The sequence below is a fragment of the Halomonas piscis genome (assembly GCF_031886125.1).
GTDB classification, from domain to species: Bacteria; Pseudomonadota; Gammaproteobacteria; order Pseudomonadales; family Halomonadaceae; genus Vreelandella; species Vreelandella piscis.
Map to the genome: position 1 here is coordinate 728,411 of NZ_CP119391.1, position 21,000 is coordinate 749,410.

Sequence of the window (21,000 nt, forward strand, 5' to 3'; positions counted from 1 at the left end):
GATGGGCGGTGGTAGGATGGAGGCCAATCTGGCCGCCCGGCCGTCGCCGGCGATCGCTTGTCACCTCCTTTTCATATGCTCTGTGCGGAAGTTAGTGCCCATGTTTGGTTTTTTAAAGCGCAAGAAGAAAGACGATAACCGCGAAACGTTGCCCGAAGACGACAGCGCGCTTGACCGGCAGCCGGCGGCGGATGAGGCCGATGATACCTCCGTCAGCGATGAGCCGGCAGCGGACGAGACGGCAGAGGAAAGCGTCGCCGCGCCCGCGCCGCCCGCCGATGAGGGAGGCGTCCGCCGGGAAAGCGATGCTGGCGACCTCGACGCGCCGCCGCCTGCTCCCGAGGCCGAGGCCAAACCGGACCCCGTGGCCGAGCCGGCCGACGATGCGCCAGCCGCGCCAGCGCCGGACCCTGTTACCGAACCCGAACCCGAACCCGAACCCGAACCCGAACCCGAACCCGAACCCGAACCCGAACCGGCGCCGCAGCCGGCCGCCCGACCGGAGAAAAGGGGCTGGCTTTCGCGGATCAAGGCAGGGCTTGGCAAGACTCGAGCCAACTTCACCGACGGCGTGGCCGATCTCTTTCTGGGCAAAAAACAGATCGACGACGAGCTGCTGGAGGATCTGGAAACCCAGCTGCTCATGGCCGACGTGGGGATCGAGGCCACCACCACGATTATCGAGCGGCTGGAAGCGCGGGTGTCGCGCAAGGAAATCAGCGATCCCCAGGCGCTGTACCGGGGTCTGCAGGAAGAGCTGACCGCCATGCTGGAGCCGGTCACCACGCCGCTGAGCCTGGAAAAATCCGGCGACGGTCCCTTTGTGATTCTTGTGGTCGGGGTCAACGGCGTGGGCAAGACCACCACCATCGGCAAGCTCACCCAGCGCTTTCAGCGCGAGGGCAAGAGCGTGATGCTCGCCGCCGGGGATACCTTCCGCGCCGCCGCGGTAGAGCAGCTTCAGGTGTGGGGCGAGCGCAACGGTGTTCCGGTCATCGCCCAGCACACCGGGGCCGACAGCGCCTCGGTGGTCTACGACGCCGTCGCCGCGGCCAGATCTCGCGGGGTGGACGTCGTCCTTGCCGATACCGCCGGACGCCTGCACAACAAGAGTCACCTCATGGAGGAGCTGAAAAAAGTTCATCGCGTGGTGCAGAAGCTGGACGCCGCCGCTCCCCACGAAGTGATGCTGGTGCTGGATGCCGGCACCGGCCAGAACGCCATCAGCCAGGCCAACACCTTCAACGAGGCGGTGCCGGTGAGCGGCATTACGCTGACCAAGCTCGACGGCACCGCCAAGGGCGGGGTGATTTTCGCTCTGGCCAACCAGCTGGAAACGCCCATCCGCTTTATCGGCGTGGGCGAAACCCTGGACGACCTGCGCCCCTTTGTGGCCCGGGATTTTGTCAGCGCGCTGTTTGATCGTCCGGACGATGACGCCCGCGGATGATCGCCTTCGAGAACGTGGGCAAGCGCTACGGTGGGCGTTTCGAGGCGCTGTCTCACCTGAGCTTTCACGTCAGGCGGGGCGAAATGGTGTTTCTCACCGGCCACTCCGGCGCCGGCAAAAGCTCGCTACTGCGTCTGATCATGCGCCTGGAGTGCCCCAGCCGAGGGCGCGTGGTGGTGGCCGGCCACGATATCGCCGGGCTGCACGCAAGCCAGGTGCCGTTCTATCGTCGCCAGATCGGCGTGGTATTCCAGGATCATCAGCTGCTTTTCGATCGCTCCATTTTTCATAACGTGGCGCTGCCGCTGGAAATTCAGGGCGCTCCGCCCCGTGAGTCGGCGCGCCGGGTGCGGGCGGCGCTGGACAAGGTTGGCCTTCTGCACCGCGAGCGGGCGATCCCCATCGAGCTTTCCGGCGGCGAGCAGCAGCGGGTGGGCATTGCCCGGGCGGTGGTCAACAAGCCGGCGCTGCTGCTCGCCGACGAGCCCACCGGCAACCTCGACCCGCAGCTGTCGGCGGATATCATGGCGCTGTTTGAAGACTTTAACCGCATCGGCACCACGGTGATGGTTGCCAGCCACGACCTGGCGCTGATTACCCGGCTGCGCCATCGCATGCTGCGCCTCGCCGACGGGCGCCTGGTGGCCGACGAGGGGGCACGATGAGCACACCGCGCAAACCGGGCGCGACGTCCCGCCGCCAGGCCGCCACGCCGCGCCGTGGCGCCCAGCCCAGAGCGTCTTCCGCCGCGGACGCTCCGCCCCGGGCGAGCGGCTCGGCGGGGCCGAGGGTGTCCAACCGCTTTCGCGCCTGGGGCCGGCACCACCGCGCCATGGCGCTGGACAGCTGCCGGCGGCTGGTACGCCACCCCGTGGGCAGCCTTTTGACCATGCTGGCCATTGCCATCGCGCTGGTGCTGCCCGCCGCGCTGTGGCTGACGCTTTCCGGGGCACGCCTGCTTGATGCCGAGGTGGACGACGGCGCCACGCTGACCGTCTATCTCGAGCCTCGCGTGGCCGCCGAGGAAGCCGGGCGCGTCGAGCAGGCGGTAACCGCCGATGCCGCCGTGCAGCAAACCCGGCTGATCAGCGCCGAGCAGGGCATGGCCGACTTTCAGCAGTCGCTGGGGCTTGACGATGCCCTTGACGGCCTCGAGGACAACCCGCTGCCGGCAAGCATTGTAGTCACGCCCAGGGGTACGTCTCCGGGTACTATGGAGGCGCTTGCCGGCCGGCTGGGGGAGCTGGCAGGCGTCGACGAGGTGCGTCTGGACCTGGCCTGGGTCGAGCGGCTGCGCTATCTGGCCGAGCTTGGCCGGCGCGTCACGCTGGCGCTGGGCGTGCTGTTTGGCCTGGGCGTGCTGCTGGTGGTGGGGAACACCATCCGCCTGGCGGTGGAAAGCCGGCGCCGGGAGATCGAAGTCGTTACGCTGATCGGCGCCACCCACGCCTTTGTGCGCCGGCCGTTTCTCTACAGCGGCGCCTGGTATGGCCTGGGCGGCGGGGCGCTGGCGCTGGGGCTTCTGACGCTCGGCGGACGCTGGCTGGCGCTGCCGGTGCAGGCGCTGGCGGCAAGCTACGGCGCTACGTTCGCACTGCCGACCCTGGGCGTTGCGGGGTCTACAATCCTTCTGTTCTGTAGTACAATACTTGGTTGGCTAGGTGCCTGGGTGGCGGTGAGTCGGCACCTGGCAAGCATCCGGCCGCAGTGACGGCGGTTTGAGCGCAAAACCTTCTGTAATGCCTCTAGATTTCTCGAAAAGTCGCTAAAAGCGTCCATAATCATCGAAAATATTGGTTTTTAGCGCGCTTGCGTCAAGAGCAAAACGGAACTTTTCACCCGCGTCGGGGTCTACTATATTCAGCGGCATCCAGTTAAAGCCGCCAAGTTTTATATCGCATCAGGGTTCATATAGTCAGCGTTACGTATATTGGGGTTATCAGGGAGACCATCTGCACATGAGCAACAGTCTTCTACCGGTGGGTCAGCTTTCTCCGGGCAATGATCTAGGCGGTTATATCAACGCGGTCGGCAGCATTCCGGTGCTGAGCGCCGAGGAAGAGCGCGCGCTTGCCTGGCGCCTCTACGACGACAGCGATCTGGAAGCGGCGCGCCGCCTGGTGCTTTCGCACCTGCGGTTCGTGGTGCATATCGCGCGCAGCTATTCCGGCTACGGTCTGGCTCAGGCGGACCTGATCCAGGAAGGCAACGTCGGCCTGATGAAGGCCGTCAAGCGCTTTGATCCCAACCAGGGGGTGCGGCTGGTGTCCTTTGCCGTGCACTGGATCAAGGCGGAAATCCACGAGTTCGTGCTGCGCAACTGGCGCATTGTCAAGATCGCGACGACCAAGGCCCAGCGCAAGCTGTTCTTCAACCTGCGCAGCGCGAAAAAGCGTCTGGCCTGGCTCAATAACGACGAAGTCAGCGCGATTGCCAAGGACCTCGACGTCAAGCCCGAGGTGGTGCGCGACATGGAAGGGCGGCTTTCTTCGTTCGACGCCGGCTTTGATGCTTCGCCGGGCGAGGATGAAGACAGCGCCAGCGCGTACCGGGCGCCGGTCAACTTCCTCAACGACGAAGCCGCCGACCCGGCTACCCAGCTGGAAGACAGCGACTACGAGCAGGACGCCTCGCATCGGCTGCAGTCGGCCCTGCGCGGGCTGGACGCGCGCTCTCGGGACATTCTCCAGCGCCGCTGGCTGGCCGAGCACAAGTCCACGCTGCACGAGCTGGCCGACGTTTACGGGGTCTCCGCCGAGCGCATTCGCCAGCTGGAAAAAAACGCCATGAAAAAGCTGCGTGACAAAATGGGCGATACGATCTTTGCCTGAAACCCGGCAAATGCTCCCTGACTGCCCAAACAGGCACGCCGCCCGTTGCGGTAGCGGATGCAGCCCGCGAAGGCGCTGCCAAGAGCCTGAAAAACGGCGCCCGAACGGGCGCCGTTTTTGCGTTAGGGGGCAGGCCTGGCCAGGGGCGGAAGCTCTAGGCGCTGCGCGTCACTGGCTGGGTGAGCCTTGCCGAGAGCAGCGTCCACTGGTCGTCCCAGTAGGCGGTGGGCAGGTGCTTGAAATCGCTGCGTACGTACTGGGAAATCCGCCCTTCGGCGTGGGCCATGAGCAGGTTGGCCGCCGCCGCGGCGGGGATGCCGGGGCGGCGGCCCTCGCTAAGCTCGGCCTCGCGCAGCACCTGCTTGAGCGCAAGCTCGAGGCGTTCGAACAGCTGGTGGATGCGCAGGCGCAGCCGGGCGGTTTCACCGGTCAGCGCATCGCCTCCCATGACCCGGGCAAGCCCGGGGTTCTTTTCCGCAAAGCCCAGCAGCAGCGAGACAATGGCGCCGCAGCGGCCCTCGGCGTCGGGCACCTCGGCGCTGATCCGGGTGACCCGGGTAAAAAGGCTCTGCTCGATAAAGTCGATCAGGCCTTCGTACATGCGCGCCTTGCTGGGGAAGTGGCGATACAGCGCGGCTTCCGATACGCCCACCTGCCGGGCCAGCGCTGCAATGGTGATGCGCTGGCCGCGGTCGTCTTCGAGCATCTGGGCGAGCGCCTGAAGGATTTGTTCGTGGCGATTTGGCCTGGGTTTCCCGCTCATGCTCATGCCCTCTCCGGCTTTTAATCGGTATCGGTGATCAGCGTCCCCACCCCGGCATTGGTGAAGATTTCCAGCAGTACCGCATGGGGCACGCGGCCGTCGATGATGTGCGCGCTTTGCACGCCGCCCTTGACCGCGTTCAGCGCGCAGCGAATCTTGGGCAGCATGCCGCCGTGGATGGTGCCGTCGGCAATCAGCGCGTCCACCTGCTCTGTGGAAAGGCCGGTCATCACTTCGCCATCGGCGTTCAGCAGTCCCGCGACGTTGGTCAGCAGCATCAGCTTTTCGGCGGCCAGCGCCTCGGCCACCTTGCCGGCCACCAGGTCGGCGTTGATGTTGTAGCTCTTGCCGCTGTCGTCAACGCCGATAGGGGCGATGACCGGGATGAAGTCCCGGGCGGCAAGCATTTCGATCAGGTCGGTGGAGATCGACGCCACCTCGCCGACGTGGCCGATGTCGATGATTTCCGAGGTCTTGTGTTCGGGCTCCCTGGCTCTGACCTGGAGCTGGCTGGCGCGGATCTGGGCGCCGTCCTTGCCGGTCAAGCCGATGGCCTTGCCGCCGCACTGGTTGATCAGGTTGACGATGCTCTTGTTGACCAGCCCGCCGAGTACCATCTCGACCACGTCCATGGTTTCATCGTCGGTGACGCGCATGCCGTTGATAAAGCGCGACTCGATGTTGAGCTTGCCCAAAAGCTCGCCGATCTGCGGCCCGCCGCCGTGAACCACTACCGGATTGATGCCGACTTCCTTCATCAGCACGATATTGCGGGCGAAGGAGTCGATCAGATGGTCTTCGGTCATGGCGTTGCCGCCGTACTTGACGACCACGGTCTTGCCGGAAAACTGCTGGATATAGGGAAGCGCCTCGGATAGCACTTCGACGACGACCTGGGGATCGTGGCTGGCTGCGTTCATCTGTGTTCTCTTGCTGGGGGTGACGGTGCTAGCGGCTGGCGGGCAGGACGAGCGTTGAGTCGAGCGCCCGCAGCGCGGCTTCGAACTGCCCCTGGATGCGCTCAAGGGCCGCCTCGGTCTGGCCCTCGAAGCGCAGTACCAGCACCGGCGTGGTGTTCGAGGCGCGGCACAGCCCCCAGCCGTCCGGGTAGTCTACGCGAATGCCGTCGAGGGTGGTCTTGATACCTTCGCCGAAGTCGCCCTCCCGGGCAAGCTTGTCGACCAGGGCGAACTTGGTGTCGTCGGTGACCTCGATGTTGATTTCCGGGGTGCCCACGTCCAGCGGAAAGCCGGCAAAAAAGGTGTCGGCATCGGCCTCCTGGCCGGCGAGTATTTCCGCCAGTCGGGCGGCGGCGTAGAGGCCGTCGTCAAAGCCGTACCAGCGCTCCTGGAAAAACACGTGGCCGCTCATTTCGCCGGCGAGCGCCGCCCCGGTTTCCTTCATCCGCGCCTTGATCAGCGAGTGCCCGGTGCGCCACATTTCCGGCTCGCCGCCGGCGCGCTCGATAACGCCGGTGAGGTTGCCGGTGCACTTGACGTCAAAGATGACTTTGGCGCCGGGGTTGCGCTCGAGCATGTCGGCGGCAAAGGCCATGAGCAGGTGGTCGGGGTAGATCAGCTGGCCGCTCGGAGTGACGACGCCCAGGCGGTCGCCGTCGCCGTCAAAGGCAAGCCCGATGTCGGCGCCGGTCTCTTTTACCTTGGCGATCAGGTCCTTGAGATTTTCCGGCTTGCCCGGGTCCGGGTGGTGGTGGGGAAAGGTGCCGTCGATGTCGTCGAACAGCGGCACGGTGTCCACCCCCACCCGTCGCATCAGCTCGGGGCCGAGTTCGCCGGCCACGCCGTTGCCGCAGTCCACCACGGCCTTGAGCGGGCGCTTGACGTCGATATCGTCGACGATGCGGGAAAGGTAGGCCTCGCGCAGGTCGTCTTCGCTCACTCGGCCTTCGCCGTGGGCAAGATCGCCGTCGACAAGGCGCCGGTATAGCGCGGTGATGGCTTCGCCGGAGAGGGTTTCGCCGCCGAGCACGATCTTGAAGCCGTTGTAGTTCGACGGATTGTGGCTGCCGGTGACCATGACCCCGGAGGCGGTGCCGTCGAGCACGTGGGTAGCAAAGTAGAGCACCGGGGTGGGCACCATGCCGATATCCACTACGTCCTGCCCGGCGGCGGTCAGCCCGCGAATCAGCGCGGCCTGCATGCGCTCCCCGGAGAGGCGGCCGTCCCGGGCGACGACCACGGTGGTCTCGCCTCGGGCGCCGGCTTCGCTGCCGATGGCGTGGCCGATCAGCGCCACCCCCTCATCGGTCAGGGTATCGTCGACGATGCCGCGGATATCGTAGGCGCGAAAAATGGAAGCGTTCAGGGTGGGGTGGGTCATGGTCGTCTCTGGTGGAAAACGGGGTGTAAAGGCGTCAGAGGCTAAACAGCACGGCGGCGCTCGGGGACTAGCGTGCGCCGGTGCTGCCAAAGCCGCCGGCGCCGCGTTCGCTGGGAGTAAAGTCGTCCACGACGTCGAGCTCGGCCTGGACCACGGGGACGATCACGTACTGGGCCAGGCGCTCGAACGGCTCGACGATAAAAGCGCGCTGACCGCGGTTCCACACCGAGATCATCAGCTCGCCCTGGTAGTCGGCGTCGATCAGCCCCACCAGGTTGCCAAGCACAATGCCGTGCTTGTGGCCAAGCCCCGAGCGGGGCAGGATCATGCCGGTAAGCCCCGGGTCGCGAAGGTGAATGGCAAGGCCGGTATGAACCAGCTCGCAGTCGCCGGGCTTGAGGGTCAGCGGGGCGTCCAGCAGGGCGCGCAGGTCCATGCCGGCCGAGCCTGCGGTGGCGTAGGCGGGCATGTAGTCGCGCAGGCGCTCGTCGAGCAGCCGGCATTCCAGGCGCGGGCGAGGGGCAGTGGTCATGAAGTCTCCCGGGTCTCTGGCCGGCCGGGGAGCAGCGCAAGGGCACGCTGAATCACGACCCGGGCCAGCTGGGTCTTGGGTTGGGGCGGTTGATGGTCAGAGGCGCTTCCCGAAGGCGTGCGCCATAAAAGCCAGGCGGCGTTGTCATCGCTGCCAAAGCCCAGCCCCTCGGCGGAGACGTCGTTGGCCACGATCATGTCCAGCGCCTTGCGCGCGAGCTTGTCTTCGGCGTAGCGCCTGACCTCCCGAGTCTCGGCGGCAAAGCCGGTCACTACCGAGGGGCGCCGCGCGGGCGTAAGCCCCGCAACGTCGGCGATGATATCGGGATTCTTAACCAGTGAGAGCGTCAGAGGGGCGCCGCCTGCGGTTTTCTTGAGCTTGTGCTCGGCGGCCTCGGCGGCGCGGTAGTCGGATACCGCCGCGCAGCCGATGAAGACGTCGGCCTCGGGGGCCAGCCGCAGGGCTTCCCGGTGCATGTCGGCGGCGGAGACGACGTCGATGCGTTGGGCCCCCGGCGGCGTGGCAAGCGCCACCGGACCGCTGACCAGCGTCACCCTGGCACCCTGGTCAAGCGCGGCGGCGGCCAGCGCAAAGCCCATTTTTCCCGAGCTGTGGTTGGACAGGTAGCGCACCGGGTCGATGGCTTCCCGGGTAGGGCCGGCGGTAATGACGACATGCCTGGCGCTGCCGGGGCGCACGGTAGCGTCCTGGGTCTGCAGGGGCGATGCCAGACGGTCTTCCACGGCGGCAACGATGGCTTCGGGCTCGCTCATGCGCCCAAGGCCAGTGTCGCCGCAGGCCTGGTCGCCGGCGTCGGGGCCTATTTGCAGCCAGCCGTCCGCGGCAAGCGTGGCGGCGTTGCGCCGGGTAGCGGGGCTTCGCCACATGGCCTGGTTCATCGCCGGGGCGATCAGCCGGGGGGCATCGCTTGCCAGGCACAGGGTGGTGAGCAGGTCGTCGGCGAAGCCCTGGGCGAGCCGCGCCATCAGATCGGCGGTAGCGGGCGCAATCAGCAGGACGTCGGCCCAGCGGGCAAGCTCGATATGGCCCATGCCGGCCTCGGCGTCGGGGTCGAGCAGAGAGGTGCGCACCGCCTCGCCGGATAGCGCCTGCAGCGTCAGCGGCGTGATGAACGCCTCGGCGCCGGCGGTCAGGACCACGCGCACCTCGGCGCCGGCCTGTTTGAGCAGGCGCGTGATCAGCGCGCTTTTATAGGCGGCAACGCCGGCGCTGACGCCCAGCAGCACCCGCTTGCCCGACAGGGTCAAAGCAGCCATGGCAGGAGTACACCTTTGTCTTTCGAGGGGGCTACCATACCATTTGCGTCGCCGCTTTGGCATGCTGAGCGCAAGGGCGACGCGGGGCATTCCCGGGGCGCTGCCAGGGAGAAAAAGGCGGGGGAGAGGGCATGGGGATCAATCACTGGCCGGAAGGCGAGCGGCCGCGGGAAAAACTGTTGAACCTGGGCGCCGAAGCGCTCTCGGACGCCGAGCTGCTGGCGATCTTCTTGCGGGTGGGCGTGCCCGGGCGTTCGGCGGTGGACCTGGCCCGGGACCTGCTGTCCGGGTTTGGCGGACTGCGGCCGCTGCTCGAGGCCGACCAGCAGGCGTTTTGTGCGGTCAAGGGCCTGGGCAGTGCCACCTACGCCCAGCTGCAGGCGACGCTCGAGCTGTCGCGCCGCCACCTGGCAAGCCAGCTGGCCCGGGGCAACGCGCTGACGTCGCCGGCGCTGGTGCGCCATTATTTGACTTCGCAGCTGCGCCATCTGGGTCATGAAGAGTTTGCCGCGCTGTTTCTCGACACTCAGCACCGCATTATCCGCTACGAGTCGCTGTTTCGCGGCACCCTGGACAGCGCCTCGGTGTATCCGCGCGAGGTGGCCAGGCGAGCGCTGGAGCTTGGCGCCGGGGCGCTGATACTCGCGCACAACCACCCCTCGGGAGTGGCCGAGCCAAGCGACGCCGACCGGCGCATTACCCGGCGGCTGAAGGACGCGCTGGAGCTTCTGGACATCCGCGTGCTCGACCATTTTGTGGTAGGCGACGGCGAGGTGGTATCGTTTGCCGAGCGCGGCTGGATGTAGCATCAGGCTCGCGACCGCCGCCGGGAAAGCGCGGTTTTCCTTGCCGGGGCCGGCTATCTCTGGTATAAAGTGCCCCCTTTGTACTTAGGCTAAATGTACTTAGGCTGAACAGCGCCTAGGTTAAACAGAACTTGGGTTGAATAGCGGGCCTGGGAAAGTCGAGGCGATCAAGCGCCGGCTGCCGCCCTGCTCCGGTCTGCCCGACGTTTTTGAAAACGGTTTTGCACCACTCGCCAAGCGGTTGGAGACTCTCATGTCCAATATTTGTCAAGTTACCGGCAAGCGCCCGGTATACGGTAACAACGTTTCTCACTCCCAGCGCAGGACGCGCCGTCGCTTCGCGCCCAACCTGCATACGCACCGCTTCTGGGTCGAGTCGGAAAATCGCTTCGTCAAGCTGCGCGTTTCCTCCAAGGGCATGCGCATCATCGACAAGAAGGGTATCGACAGCGTACTTGCCGACCTGCGCAAGCGTGGCGAATCGTTCTGATACGCCTGTAATCCGGGGGGTCGGCCCTTTCCGGCCAGACGTGTTGAATTTTTGGGAGAGTTGCACCATGCGCGACAAGATCAAGCTGGTATCCAGCGCCGGTACCGGCCATTTCTACACCACCGACAAGAACAAGCGGAACACCCCCGACAAGTTCGAGTTCAAGAAGTACGATCCGGTGGTACGCAAGCACGTGATCTATCGGGAAGCCAAGATCAAGTAAGCGTTTTTGATCGGCTTTCTCCGCAGGCGAAGGCCTGTGACAAAACCCGGCTTCGCGCCGGGTTTTTGTATGCCTGCCGCCTTGCCATCCATCACCGTCGTGTCGGCCTGACGCCATGCCCGAGCTGCCCGAAGTGGAAACCACCCGCCGCGGTATTACCCCCTTTATCGCGGATCAGGAAATCACCGAGGTGCGCCTGCGCCATACGCGCCTGCGCGTGCCGGTGCCCGCGGATTTGCCCGACCGGCTGACAGGGGCCCGCCTGGGCACGCCGCGACGGCGAGCCAAGTATCTGCTGCTGCCGCTGGAGAATGCCCCGGGCACGCTGCTGTGGCATCTGGGGATGTCGGGGAGTTTGCGCATTGCCCGGGTGGGCGAGGCGCCGAAAAAGCACGACCACATCGATCTGGTGCTGGAAAGCGGCCGAGTGCTGCGCTATCACGATCCGCGCCGCTTCGGCTTTGTCGACTGGCTGCAGGCCGACGCGGCCCGCGACTCGCGCCTTTCGCACCTGGGCCCGGAGCCGCTCTCGGACGCTTTTACCGGCGAGCGGCTTTATCGGCTTTCCCGGGGCAGGCGCATGGCGGTCAAGCCGTTTTTGATGGACAACCGCGTGGTGGTGGGCGTGGGCAATATCTACGCCGCCGAGGCGCTGTTCATCGCCGGGATCGACCCGCGCCGGGCCGCCTCGCGCATTGCCCGGGTGCGCTTTGATCGCCTGGCGGCCGCCGCCCGGGAGGTGCTGGCCGCGGCCATTACCCAGGGCGGTACCACCCTGCGCGATTTCGTCAGCGGCCAGGGCGAGCCGGGCTACTTTGCCCAGCGGCTCAACGTCTACGGCCGCGAGGGCAAGCCCTGCCGGCGCTGCGGCGCCCTGCTCAAACGCGTGGCGTTGGGCCAGCGGGCAAGCGTCTACTGCCCCGTCTGCCAGCGCTAGGCTCGATCACCTCAGTTCGGGAGACATCCGTGAGCCAACCTCTGCGACTCAAGAAAAACGCCGACCGCCGCCTGAAGGCGGGGCACCTGTGGATCTATTCCAACGAAGTGGACACCCGGGAGACGCCGCTCAAGGCCTTTCAGGCCGGCGAGCTGGCCCGAGTCGAGGCGTCCAACGGCCGCGCCCTGGGCGTTGGGTACGTCAACCCCGGCTCGCTGATCTGTGCCCGGGTAATGTCCCGGGATCCGGCGATGAAAGTGGACCGCTCGCTGTTTGTCCACCGTTTCAAGCAGGCGCTTTCGCTGCGCGAACGGCTGTATAGCGGCCCTTTTTATCGCCTGGTTCACGCCGAAGGCGACCTGCTGCCGGGGCTGGTGGTCGATCGCTTCAGCGACGTCGTCGTGGTGCAGCTCAACACCGCCGGTATGGAGGTGCTCGGCGAGGCGATTGTCGATGCCCTGGAAAAGGTCATCAAGCCCGCCGCCATCGTGTTTCGCAACGATACCGGCGAGCGTCGCCAGGAAGGGCTTGCCGAACGGGTGGAAGTCGTCAGCGGCACGCTGCCCGAGGAGGTGCTGATCGAGGAGAACGGCGTGCGCTTTGCGGTGCCGGTGCTCGACGGTGACTACACCGGCTGGCGGTTCGGCCACCGCGACAGCCGCGCCTGGCTGAACCGCCACGTGGCCGGCAAGCGCGTGCTCGACCTGTTCAGCGGCGCGGGCGGCTTTGGCGTACAGGCCGCCGCCAGCGGTGCTTCAGAGGTTCTGTGCGTGGATGCCTCGGGCGACGCCCTGGAGCAGGCGGCGCATAACGCCGAGCTCAACGGCGTGCACGAGCAGGTCGCCATCGGCGAGGGCGATGCCCTGGAGGCGCTGGCCGCGCTCAAGGCCGACGGCGAGCGGTTCGACGTGGTGGTGCTCGACCCGCCGGCGCTGATCAGAAAGCGCCGGGACAGCAACAGCGGCGAACGCGCCTACGGCCGCTTCAACCGCGAAGCCATGCGCCTGCTGGGTCGGGACGGGCTGCTGCTGACGGCCTCGTCGTCGATGCACCTGGCGCCGGAGCGGCTGATGGACGTGGTGCGCGGCGCGGCGCGCCACCAGGATCGCCATGGACAGGTGATCTTCCAGGGCCATCAGGCAGCCGACCACCCGGTGCATCCGGCGATCCCCGAAACCTCGACGCTCAAGGCGCTGGGCGTGCGCGTGTTCCGCGACTGAGGCGCGCCGGGTCGGCAGGCGACAGTGCGTGAGGCATGATAACATCGCCGTCTTGTAAAGTATGGTCGGCGGCGCCTCCACGCCGCCGGTCGAGAAACGGCACTGGCCGCCGTGCAAGGCGGCCAGTGCCGCGTGTCGGGACGACGTAGTGTCCATCCTTTGTCATCTATACAACAAGCGAGCTTTTTATATTCATGAAACCAAAAGTCGTGTTGCGCTGTATTCTCATCAGCCTGTTACTGGCCGCGCCGGCGCCGTTTTTGCTGACGGGCATTTTTCAGCTGGTCAGCGCGCCGCTCATCAATGAGTGGGTTGCCGAGCTTGCCCTGGTGGGCGGTGCCGGCGTGTATTTTGCCACGGCGCTGGGCTGTTTTGTGCTGCTCTGCGTGGGCACCGTTACCGCCGCCGCGCTGGCGCCGCCCATGGTCGTTCGGGCGCCTGCTGCTCCGGTAAAGGAGGCCGCGAGCCCGGCCCCCGAGCCGGTTGAAGAGGAGGAGGTCGACCACGAAGACAACGTCATCGACCCCGACGACGGGCGCGAAGAAGGCGACGTCAAGTGGTTCAACACCAACAAGGGCTACGGCTTTATCACCCGCGACAGCGGCGAGGACGTTTTCGTCCATTTCCGCGCCATCCGCGGGCGCGGCCCGCGCATGCTGCATGAGGGCCAGGTGGTCCGCTATCAGGTGATTCGCAACGAACGCGGTCTGCAGGCCGACGACGTCAGCATCATCGAATAGCGCCTGCCACGGTTACGGCCAAAAGCAGGCTCCAGCATCTAAACCCCGCTTCGGCGGGGTTTTGCGTTCTAAAAAGCAGGGGTTGATTCAGCCGGCGCGCCCCGGGCGGATGACCGCAACATCGCCGCTGGCATTCAGGTATTGGTATTCTTTGCCCTTTTCGCCCCATAGGGGGCGCCGCTGCCGTGGACGAAGGAAACAGCCTGGCGGGTGTAAGGCCGCATTAGGGGGGCGCTATGGGGTTTACGTGGTATTGCCGGATTCGAGCGGATAGGTAAATTGGCGTATGTATTCGCGTCTCTGCTCCTCGTCGTTGCGGTGGCCGTTTGCCTTCGGCGGTAGCCACAGTTCGGCACCTTGCATCCTTTTTGTCTGACGCAATGCGCGCATGACCTGGCGGCACGCTTGAGCAGTGGCTTGGGACAGGCTGGCTCCCCTGGTCCAGTGCCCGGTCAGGGTGGCGCAGAAAAGATCGCCAATGCCCTTGGGGGCGGCTTGAATAAACGGGTGTGCAATAACCTCGACTTGTGTTCGGGTCACGAGCACCACCTGCACTTCATTGCCAGCTCGAGTATCGGGCGCCGTGCTGGTTACTGCGACCCATTGCGTGCGCCCCGTCAGCAACGTGCGGGCAGCGATAATGATGCTGTCAACGTCGTTCACCGCCAGCCCGGTCAGGTGCGCCAGCTCAAAGCCATTCGGCGTTATCCCGTCAGCCAGAGGCAGCAGAGCGCTACGGTAGACGTCGATCAGGCCGGGATCGACATAGATACCGTGATCGTGATCGCCGATCACCGGGTCGATCACGATGCCCGGCTGTGCATATTGTTTCAGCAAGGACCGTATCCAGCGGGCCAGGGCTTGAGCCTGTGCCGGGTTGCCAAGATAGCCCACGAGAATGGTACGAAGCGCATGCAAGGCTCCGCGCGCTGAAAGATCCTGCAAATAGCCAGCGAACCACTCGATGGGCAACGCGCCGCCGTGCATCGTCCGGTAGTGCGGTGTATTGCTGAATATCACGGTGGGCACAGCGGCTACCGTCAATGCCAGCGCCTCCAGGGTCGGAACCGCAATGTTGTTACCCACCCGGCCATACACCACTTGAGACTGCACCGAGACCACATCCAGCTGCAGTGGGTATAGGGCGGCGCCAGAGGCTGCTTCGGACATGGCGTATCCACTCTTGTTGGTTGAGATCCTGGGCGTGATCTGTCAACAGCATACGCCACCTTTCCTGCCTCTTCCCATACTCCAGACTTGAGCTTAACGCCTTAACAGGGCTTGCCTTCGGAGATACCTATGCTTCTACCCTGTTATTCGGCCGCTTGGTCGGGTACGAAAAGCGCTTCGAGGATGGCCGTGTAGATATCCTTGAGCGTTTCCAGGTCGGCGACGCGGACGCGCTCGTTGATCTTGTGGATGGTGGCGTTGGGCGGGCCGAGCTCGACGACCTGGGCGCCCAGAGTCGCGATGAAGCGCCCGTCCGAGGTGCCGCCGGAGGTGGAAAGCCGCGGACGCTCGCCGGTCACGGCTGCGATGCCCTTGACGGTGGCGTCTACCAGCGCGCCTTCGGCGGTGAGAAAGGGGTTGCCGTTGAGCGCCCAGTCCAGCTCGTAGGTCAGCCCGTGGGCGTCGAGCAGCGCCTCGGTACGCGCTCGAAGCGTTTCCTGGGCGATTTCCGTGGAGAAGCGAAAGTTGAATATCGCCTCAAGCTCGCCGGGAATGACGTTGGTGGCGCCGGTGCCCGCGCGCAGGCCGGAGAGCTGGAAGCTGGTGGCGGGAAAGAAGTCGTTGCCGCCGTCCCAGCGCTCCCGGGCCAGCGCATCCAGCGCCGGCATGGCCTGATGAATGGGATTTTGTGCCAGGTGCGGGTAGGCCACGTGGCCCTGAATGCCCTTGACCCGCAGCGTGCCGCCCAGCGAGCCGCGCCGGCCGTTCTTGATCACATCCCCCGGCCGCGCGGTGGACGAGGGCTCGCCGACAAGGCAGTAGTCCAGCCGCTCGTGGCGTTCGCGCAGCTGCTCGACCACGGCGCGGGTGCCGTCAATGGCGGGGCCTTCCTCGTCGGAGGTGATCAGAAAGGCGATGCGCCCGTCATGGTCCGGATGCGCAGCGACAAAGCGCTCGACGGCGGTGACCATGGCGGCAAGGCTGCCTTTCATGTCCGCCGCGCCGCGCCCGCAGAGCATGCGGTCGGCGTCAATGCAGGGCGCGAACGGGGGGTGTTCCCAAGCGTTTTCCGGGCCGCTGGGCACGACGTCGGTGTGCCCGGCAAAGGCCAGTACCGGGCCGTGGTGGCCGCGCACCGCCCAGAAGTTATCGACGTCGCCGAAGGGCAGGCGCTCCACCTGGAAGTCCAGCGCTTCCAAACGCTCAATCAGCACGGCCTGGCAGCCTTCGTCGTCGGGGGTGACCGAGGGCCGGCGTATCAGCTCAAAGGCCAGCCTGAGCGTCGGCGACAGGCCGGCCGGATCAGTTGTGGACATGCAGCGCCTCGTTCAGCGCCGCGGCGCTCTGGTTGGTCAGGCATTCGATGCGTCCGGTTCGGGAGTGACGGCGCAGCAGCAGGTCGCTCTGGCCGGCGAGCTCCCGGGCAGTGACGATGCCGGCCTCATTGCCGTCGGCGTCGATCAGCGTGACCCTGGTGCCGGCGGTCACGTAGAGGCCGGCTTCGACGGTGCAGCGATCGCCAAGGGGAATGCCGACGCCGGCGTTGGCGCCGATCAGGCAGTCTTCGCCCACCCGGATGGTCAGGCTGCCGCCGCCGGAGAGCGTGCCCATGGTCGAGCTGCCGCCGCCCAGATCCGAGCCCCGACCCACGATGACGCCGGCGGAGACGCGACCTTCGATCATGCCCGGGCCTTCGCTTCCGGCGTTGAAGTTGACAAACCCTTCGTGCATGACCGTGGTGCCTTCGCCCAGGTAGGCACCGAGACGAACCCTGGCCGCGTCGCCGATGCGCACGCCTTCGGGCACCACGTAGTCGGCCATGCGGGGAAACTTGTCCACGCTTGCCACGCTCAGGGGGCGGCCCTCGAGGCGGGCCTTCAGCCGGCGGGCGGGCAGCTCGTCGACGTCGATGGCGCCTTCGCTGGTCCAGGCCACGTTGCGCAACAGGCCGAACATGCCGGTCAGGTCAACGCCGTGGGGCTTGACCAGCCGATGGGACAGCAGATGCAGCTTGAGGTAGACCTCGGGGGTCGTCTGCGGCGGCCGGTCGCTATCCAGCAGCATCGCCACCAGCGGGCGCCGGCTGTGGCTCAGCGCCTCGGCAAGCTCGGCCTGTTCGGGGTGGCCTGCGCTCTGAAGCGCGTCGGCCAGGGCCGCGCAGTCCTCGGGCAGAAAGCTCACGGCCGCGGAGCCCGCCGGTGCTTCAAGCGCCGTTTGAACCGCGGCGGCCAGGCCGTCGTCGGGGTGCACGAGCGGTGCCGGGTAGTAGACCTCCAGCCAGTCGCCCCGGGTGTTCTGGGTGCCGATGCCGAGAGCAAAGCTGTGCATGTGTGGTGTCCTCCATGCAGATCGTCAAGGGCCGGGGTGGCAGGCTATACGTCCAGCACTTCGATCAGACGCTCGCGCAGCTGATTCTGACGTTCCGGGTTGGTGAGCGGCTCGCCGGCCTTGGTGGTGATGAAGAATACGTCCTCCACGCGCTCGCCCAGGGTGGCGATCTTGGCGGCGGAAAGGGCAATGTCCTGCTCCATGAAGATACGCCCCACCCGGGCCAAGAGGCCGGGGCGGTCCGGGGCGGTGAGCTCCAGCAGGGTGCGCTCGTTGGCCGGATCCTGCTCGATGAGCACGCTGGTGGGCACCTTGAAGTGCTTGAGTTTGCGCGGCGTGTGCCGGGTGACGATGCGCGGATAGTCGTCCGGGTCGTCGAGCTCTTCGACCAGGTGGCGGCGCATTTCTTCGATGCGCTCGCCGTCGCGGATGGCCTGATGCTGGTTATCCAGCACGATGAAGGTATTGAGCGTCCAGTCGTTGCGCGAGGTGGCGATGCGCGCATCGTGGATCGACAGCCCCAGCTGCTCCATGGCCGCCGCGGTGGCGGCGAAGAGATCGTCTACCGAGCGGGTGTGGATGAACACCTGGGTGCCGCCTTCGGCGGTGTCCTCGGGGGCGCTGATCAGCACCAGCGGCAGGTGCGCTTCCCGGTGGGCAAGGATGCCCCGGGTCTGCCAGCTGATCTCGGCGGGGGCGTACTGGAGAAAATAGTCTTCGCCCAGCGAATCCCACAGCGGGTCGATGTCCACGTCGTCGATGCCGGCGTCGTGGAGCAGCGCGCGGGCTTCGCCCCGGGTTTCGCGCACCCAGTCGTCGCGGTCCGGCGGATTGTGCAGTCCCCGGCGCAGGGCGCGCTTGGTTTCGGCGTGGAGCTGGCGCAAGAGCGTGGCCCGCCAGCCGTTCCACAGCGACGGGTTGGTGGCGTTGATGTCGGCCACGGTGAGCACGTAAAGATAGTCCAGCCGGGTTTCGTTTTGCACCTTGAGGGCGAAGTCGCGGATGACGTCGGGATCGGTGATGTCGCGTTTCTGCGCGGTCATCGACATCAGCAGGTGATGCTCGACCAGCCAGCTGGCCAGGCGAGTGTCGTGGGTGGACAGCCGATGGCGCTGGCAGAAGGCTTCCACGTCCCGGGCGCCGATGATCGAGTGATCGCCGCCGCGGCCCTTGCCGATGTCGTGAAAAAGCCCGACGATCCACAAAACGTCGAGCCTGGGCAGCCTGGGCATCAGCTCGGCGGCTACGGCAAAGTTCGTCCGGGCGTCGGGCTTGCGAAAGCGGTGCAACAGCTTGAGCAGCTTCAGCGTGTGGGCGTCGACGGTGTAGAGGTGGAAGAGGTCGTGCTGCATCAGCCCCACTGCCCGGCCGAAGTCGGGCAGGTACTTGCCCAGAATGCCGTAGCGGTTCATTCGCCGTAGCTGGCGCGGGACGTTGCCCGACGAGCGCAGAAGCGCCATGAACAGCCGCTGGTGCTCGGGGTCGTCGCGGTAGCTGTCGTCGATCAGGTGGCGGTGGTCGCGGATCAGGCGGATGGTATCGGCGCGCACGCCTTCGATCTCGGGGTGCTCGGCCATGAGCAGGAAGAGTTCCAGAAGCGCCTCGGGGTGCTCGCGAAACAGGCTTCGCGAGCGCGCCTGGATATAGCCGCCCCGGGTTTCGAAGCGCGCGTTGAGCGTGACCGTCGCCAGGGACTGCTCGCCGCGCAGGATGACTTCGTCAAAGTGCTGCAGCAGCATGTCGTTGAGCCCGGCAAGCGCCGTCACGTGGCGATAGTAGCGCTTCATGAACTGTTCGACGGCCAGGCGCTCGGCGGTGTCCTTGAAGCCAAAAAGCTCGGCGATGCGGCGCTGGTGGTCAAACAGCAGGCGGTCTTCGGCGCGCCCGGCGAGCATGTGCAGGGCGTAGCGTACCTGCCACAAAAAGGCCTGCCCTTGGCTGACAATGCGCAGCTCGGCGTCGTTCATGAAGCCCTTGGCGACGATGTCGGCGTAGTATTCGGTAGCAAAGTGGCGTTTGGCCACCCAGCCGATCATCTGGATGTCGCGAAGCCCCCCGGGGGAGCTTTTGATGTTGGGCTCGAGATGGTACTCGGAGTTGTTGTAGCGCTGGTGGCGGGCGATCTGCTCGTCGCGCTTGGCGGCGAAAAAACGATCCGCCGGCCACAGGCGCTCGGTGTCAAGGCGCTCGCGCATGGCATCGCGAAGACGCCCGGGGCCCTTGATCAGGCGCGTTTCCAGCAGATTGGTCATCACCGTGACGTCGGCTTCGGCTTCGCGCTCGCAGTCGGCAAGCGAGCGCACGCTGTGGCCGATCTCCAGGCCGATATCCCATAAAAAGGTGATGAACTCGGTGAGCGGCTCGCGGTAGGGACGATCGTCCTCGTCTTCGAGCAGCACCATCAGGTCGATATCGGAATGCGGATGCAGCTCGCCGCGGCCAAAGCCGCCCACGGCGAGCAGGGCAATGCCGTCGTCGGGCCAGGCGTGCTGCTCCCAGGCGATCGCCAGCAGCCGATCGAGGTGCCAGGCGCGGCCGCGCACCAGGTCGCGGATGTCGGCACCCGCGCGAAACCGCGCGTCGAGCCGTTCCTGCAGGGATTCCAGCGCCGCCTTGAACGGCGCCACCGGCGAGCGCGAGCCGGCAAGCTCGGCGCGAAAGGTGTCAAGGTCGAGCAGGGTGGTGTCCGGCACGAAGCGGTAATGGTGGAGTAGCATCAGCGCTCGAGAAAGCTCAGGTCTTCGTCGCTGCGCGCGGTGAGCACTTCCACGCCGGTGTCGGTGACCAGCAGGGTATGTTCCCACTGGGCGGACAGGCTGCGATCCCGGGTCACGGCCGTCCAGCCGTCGCGCAGCACCTTGGTCTTGTAGCTGCCGACGTTGATCATGGGCTCGATGGTAAAGCACATGCCCGCGGCCAGCTCGATGTCGGCTTCCGGGGCGTAGCCGTCGTAGTGGAGAAACTGCGGCTCCTCGTGAAAGCCCGCGCCGATACCGTGGCCGCAGAAATCGCGCACCACCGAGTAGCCGTGCTCTTCGGCGTGGTCCTGGATAACTCGCGCCAGCTCGGACAGGCGCACGCCCGGCCTGATCGCCGCCATGCTTTTATACAGGCATTCCTGGGTCACGCGGCTCAGGCGTTCGCCCTGGATCGACTCGCCGACGATGAACATGACGCTTGAGTCCCCGTGGTAGCCGTCACGGGTCTTGACGGTGATGTCGAGGTTCATGATGTCGCCTTTCTTGAGCTTTTTGGCGTCATCGGGGATGCCGTGGCAGACCACGTGGTTGATCGAGGTGCACGTCGCCTTGGGAAAGCCGTGGTAGTTCAGCGGCGCCGGGGTGGAGCCCAGCTCGTCGACGATATAGGCGTGGCACAGCCGGTCGACTTCCCCGGTGCTGGTGCCCGCCTTGACGTGGGGGGTGATCATTTCAATCACGCTGGCGGCCTGGCGGCCGGCTTCGCGCATCTTGTCGATTTCGGCGGGCGTTTTAATCGGAACGTTCATGGACACTCGATCGCTTCAAGGGTGGAAAAAGCAAGGTGAAAAACGGCGGGGGCCGCGTGCTGCCCGGGGCCTGGCGTATGGTAAACCATGCCTTGCCAGCCGGATTGCAAAGGCGCAGCGACTTCATCTTGACGGGGAACTATGGTATAAAGCCGCGCGCTTTCCTGCAATCTTCCGCCTGCCGGCGGGCCTTCCTGGGAATGGCCATGCCCGGTCGATGGCGCCTGGAGAGAAGCGCAGCGGTAAGCTTTGCCGTGCGCGGCTACCATCACTACATTAACCGCAAGCCTTGAAAACACACATGCACCGGCACATGGTCCCGGGTGCCGGCTGAGCGCCGCGCGGCGTCACCGGTCGGATCCATGGGGTGCGTGGAGGCCTAACC

Annotated in this window: 20 protein-coding genes; 10 read left to right on the forward strand and 10 right to left on the reverse strand. The window is 65.8% G+C overall.

Features of this window, described 5'->3' with window-relative positions:
- The first annotated feature begins 100 nt into the window (after window positions 1–100).
- The 4 genes from ftsY to rpoH all read left to right on the forward strand — a co-directional run bounded on the left by ftsY (window position 101) and on the right by rpoH (window position 4,281).
- On the forward strand, window positions 101–1,450 hold the full coding sequence (gene ftsY, locus P1P91_RS03425) for a signal recognition particle-docking protein FtsY (RefSeq protein WP_311884539.1): 1,350 nt from the start codon (window positions 101–103) through the stop codon (window positions 1,448–1,450).
- A complete protein-coding gene (gene ftsE, locus P1P91_RS03430; RefSeq protein ID WP_311884540.1) occupies window positions 1,447–2,115 on the forward strand; it encodes a cell division ATP-binding protein FtsE in 669 nt (222 codons plus the stop codon). Before ftsY ends, ftsE begins: the two co-directional genes overlap by 4 nt.
- Entirely contained in the window at window positions 2,112–3,161 is a 1,050-nt protein-coding gene (gene ftsX / locus P1P91_RS03435) for a permease-like cell division protein FtsX (RefSeq protein WP_311884541.1), read from the forward strand. Before ftsE ends, ftsX begins: the two co-directional genes overlap by 4 nt.
- 247 nt (window positions 3,162–3,408) lie before the next feature.
- On the forward strand, window positions 3,409–4,281 hold the full coding sequence (gene rpoH, locus P1P91_RS03440; RefSeq protein ID WP_311884542.1) for an RNA polymerase sigma factor RpoH: 873 nt from the start codon (window positions 3,409–3,411) through the stop codon (window positions 4,279–4,281).
- Window positions 4,282–4,435: 154 nt separating this feature from the next.
- Here the strand turns inward: rpoH and slmA are convergent, their stop codons facing one another.
- The 5 genes from slmA to coaBC form a co-directional block, all read right to left on the reverse strand.
- Window positions 4,436–5,044 carry a nucleoid occlusion factor SlmA gene (gene slmA, locus P1P91_RS03445; protein WP_311884544.1) on the reverse strand — a complete coding sequence of 203 codons (609 nt, stop codon included), beginning with the start codon at window positions 5,042–5,044 and terminating at the stop codon, window positions 4,436–4,438.
- Window positions 5,045–5,064: 20 nt separating this feature from the next.
- Window positions 5,065–5,964 carry an acetylglutamate kinase gene (argB, locus tag P1P91_RS03450; RefSeq protein WP_311884545.1) on the reverse strand — a complete coding sequence of 300 codons (900 nt, stop codon included), beginning with the start codon at window positions 5,962–5,964 and terminating at the stop codon, window positions 5,065–5,067.
- 28 nt (window positions 5,965–5,992) lie between these two features.
- The gene (locus P1P91_RS03455; RefSeq protein ID WP_311884546.1) at window positions 5,993–7,384 is read right to left on the reverse strand and encodes a phosphomannomutase/phosphoglucomutase; all 1,392 of its coding nucleotides are present in this window, start codon (window positions 7,382–7,384) and stop codon (window positions 5,993–5,995) included.
- A gap of 67 nt (window positions 7,385–7,451) precedes the next feature.
- Entirely contained in the window at window positions 7,452–7,916 is a 465-nt protein-coding gene (gene dut / locus P1P91_RS03460) for a dUTP diphosphatase (RefSeq protein WP_311884547.1), read from the reverse strand.
- Window positions 7,913–9,193 carry a bifunctional phosphopantothenoylcysteine decarboxylase/phosphopantothenate--cysteine ligase CoaBC gene (gene coaBC, locus P1P91_RS03465; RefSeq protein WP_311884548.1) on the reverse strand — a complete coding sequence of 427 codons (1,281 nt, stop codon included), beginning with the start codon at window positions 9,191–9,193 and terminating at the stop codon, window positions 7,913–7,915. Before coaBC ends, dut begins: the two co-directional genes overlap by 4 nt.
- A gap of 131 nt (window positions 9,194–9,324) precedes the next feature.
- Here coaBC and radC point away from each other — a divergent pair, with 131 nt between their 5' ends.
- The 6 genes from radC to P1P91_RS03495 all read left to right on the forward strand — a co-directional run bounded on the left by radC (window position 9,325) and on the right by P1P91_RS03495 (window position 13,609).
- A complete protein-coding gene (radC, locus tag P1P91_RS03470; protein WP_311884549.1) occupies window positions 9,325–9,999 on the forward strand; it encodes a RadC family protein in 675 nt (224 codons plus the stop codon).
- Window positions 10,000–10,252: 253 nt separating this feature from the next.
- Window positions 10,253–10,489: a 50S ribosomal protein L28 gene (rpmB, locus tag P1P91_RS03475; protein WP_311884550.1), complete on the forward strand. Its 237-nt coding sequence runs from the start codon at window positions 10,253–10,255 to the stop codon at window positions 10,487–10,489.
- A 67-nt stretch (window positions 10,490–10,556) separates the two neighbouring features.
- Entirely contained in the window at window positions 10,557–10,712 is a 156-nt protein-coding gene (gene rpmG / locus P1P91_RS03480) for a 50S ribosomal protein L33 (protein ID WP_189518268.1), read from the forward strand.
- Window positions 10,713–10,827: 115 nt separating this feature from the next.
- Window positions 10,828–11,649, forward strand: a complete 822-nt coding sequence (gene mutM, locus P1P91_RS03485) for a bifunctional DNA-formamidopyrimidine glycosylase/DNA-(apurinic or apyrimidinic site) lyase (RefSeq protein WP_311884552.1) — start codon at window positions 10,828–10,830, stop codon at window positions 11,647–11,649.
- A 29-nt stretch (window positions 11,650–11,678) separates the two neighbouring features.
- Complete coding sequence (locus P1P91_RS03490; protein WP_311884553.1) at window positions 11,679–12,869, forward strand: class I SAM-dependent rRNA methyltransferase; 1,191 nt, start codon at window positions 11,679–11,681, stop codon at window positions 12,867–12,869.
- A gap of 194 nt (window positions 12,870–13,063) precedes the next feature.
- Window positions 13,064–13,609, forward strand: a complete 546-nt coding sequence (locus tag P1P91_RS03495; protein ID WP_311884554.1) for a cold-shock protein — start codon at window positions 13,064–13,066, stop codon at window positions 13,607–13,609.
- A gap of 243 nt (window positions 13,610–13,852) precedes the next feature.
- Here P1P91_RS03495 and pdxK read toward each other — a convergent pair whose 3' ends face one another.
- The 5 genes from pdxK to map all read right to left on the reverse strand — a co-directional run bounded on the left by pdxK (window position 13,853) and on the right by map (window position 20,615).
- Window positions 13,853–14,779: a pyridoxine/pyridoxal/pyridoxamine kinase gene (pdxK, locus tag P1P91_RS03500; RefSeq protein ID WP_311884556.1), complete on the reverse strand. Its 927-nt coding sequence runs from the start codon at window positions 14,777–14,779 to the stop codon at window positions 13,853–13,855.
- A gap of 143 nt (window positions 14,780–14,922) precedes the next feature.
- Window positions 14,923–16,095, reverse strand: a complete 1,173-nt coding sequence (gene dapE / locus P1P91_RS03505) for a succinyl-diaminopimelate desuccinylase (RefSeq protein WP_311884558.1) — start codon at window positions 16,093–16,095, stop codon at window positions 14,923–14,925.
- On the reverse strand, window positions 16,082–17,107 hold the full coding sequence (dapD, locus tag P1P91_RS03510; protein WP_311884560.1) for a 2,3,4,5-tetrahydropyridine-2,6-dicarboxylate N-succinyltransferase: 1,026 nt from the start codon (window positions 17,105–17,107) through the stop codon (window positions 16,082–16,084). Before dapD ends, dapE begins: the two co-directional genes overlap by 14 nt.
- 44 nt (window positions 17,108–17,151) lie before the next feature.
- Window positions 17,152–19,824 carry a [protein-PII] uridylyltransferase gene (locus tag P1P91_RS03515; protein WP_311884561.1) on the reverse strand — a complete coding sequence of 891 codons (2,673 nt, stop codon included), beginning with the start codon at window positions 19,822–19,824 and terminating at the stop codon, window positions 17,152–17,154.
- Entirely contained in the window at window positions 19,824–20,615 is a 792-nt protein-coding gene (map, locus tag P1P91_RS03520) for a type I methionyl aminopeptidase (protein ID WP_311884562.1), read from the reverse strand. The genes P1P91_RS03515 and map overlap by 1 nt, the downstream gene beginning before the upstream one ends.
- Window positions 20,616–21,000 lie beyond the last annotated feature (385 nt).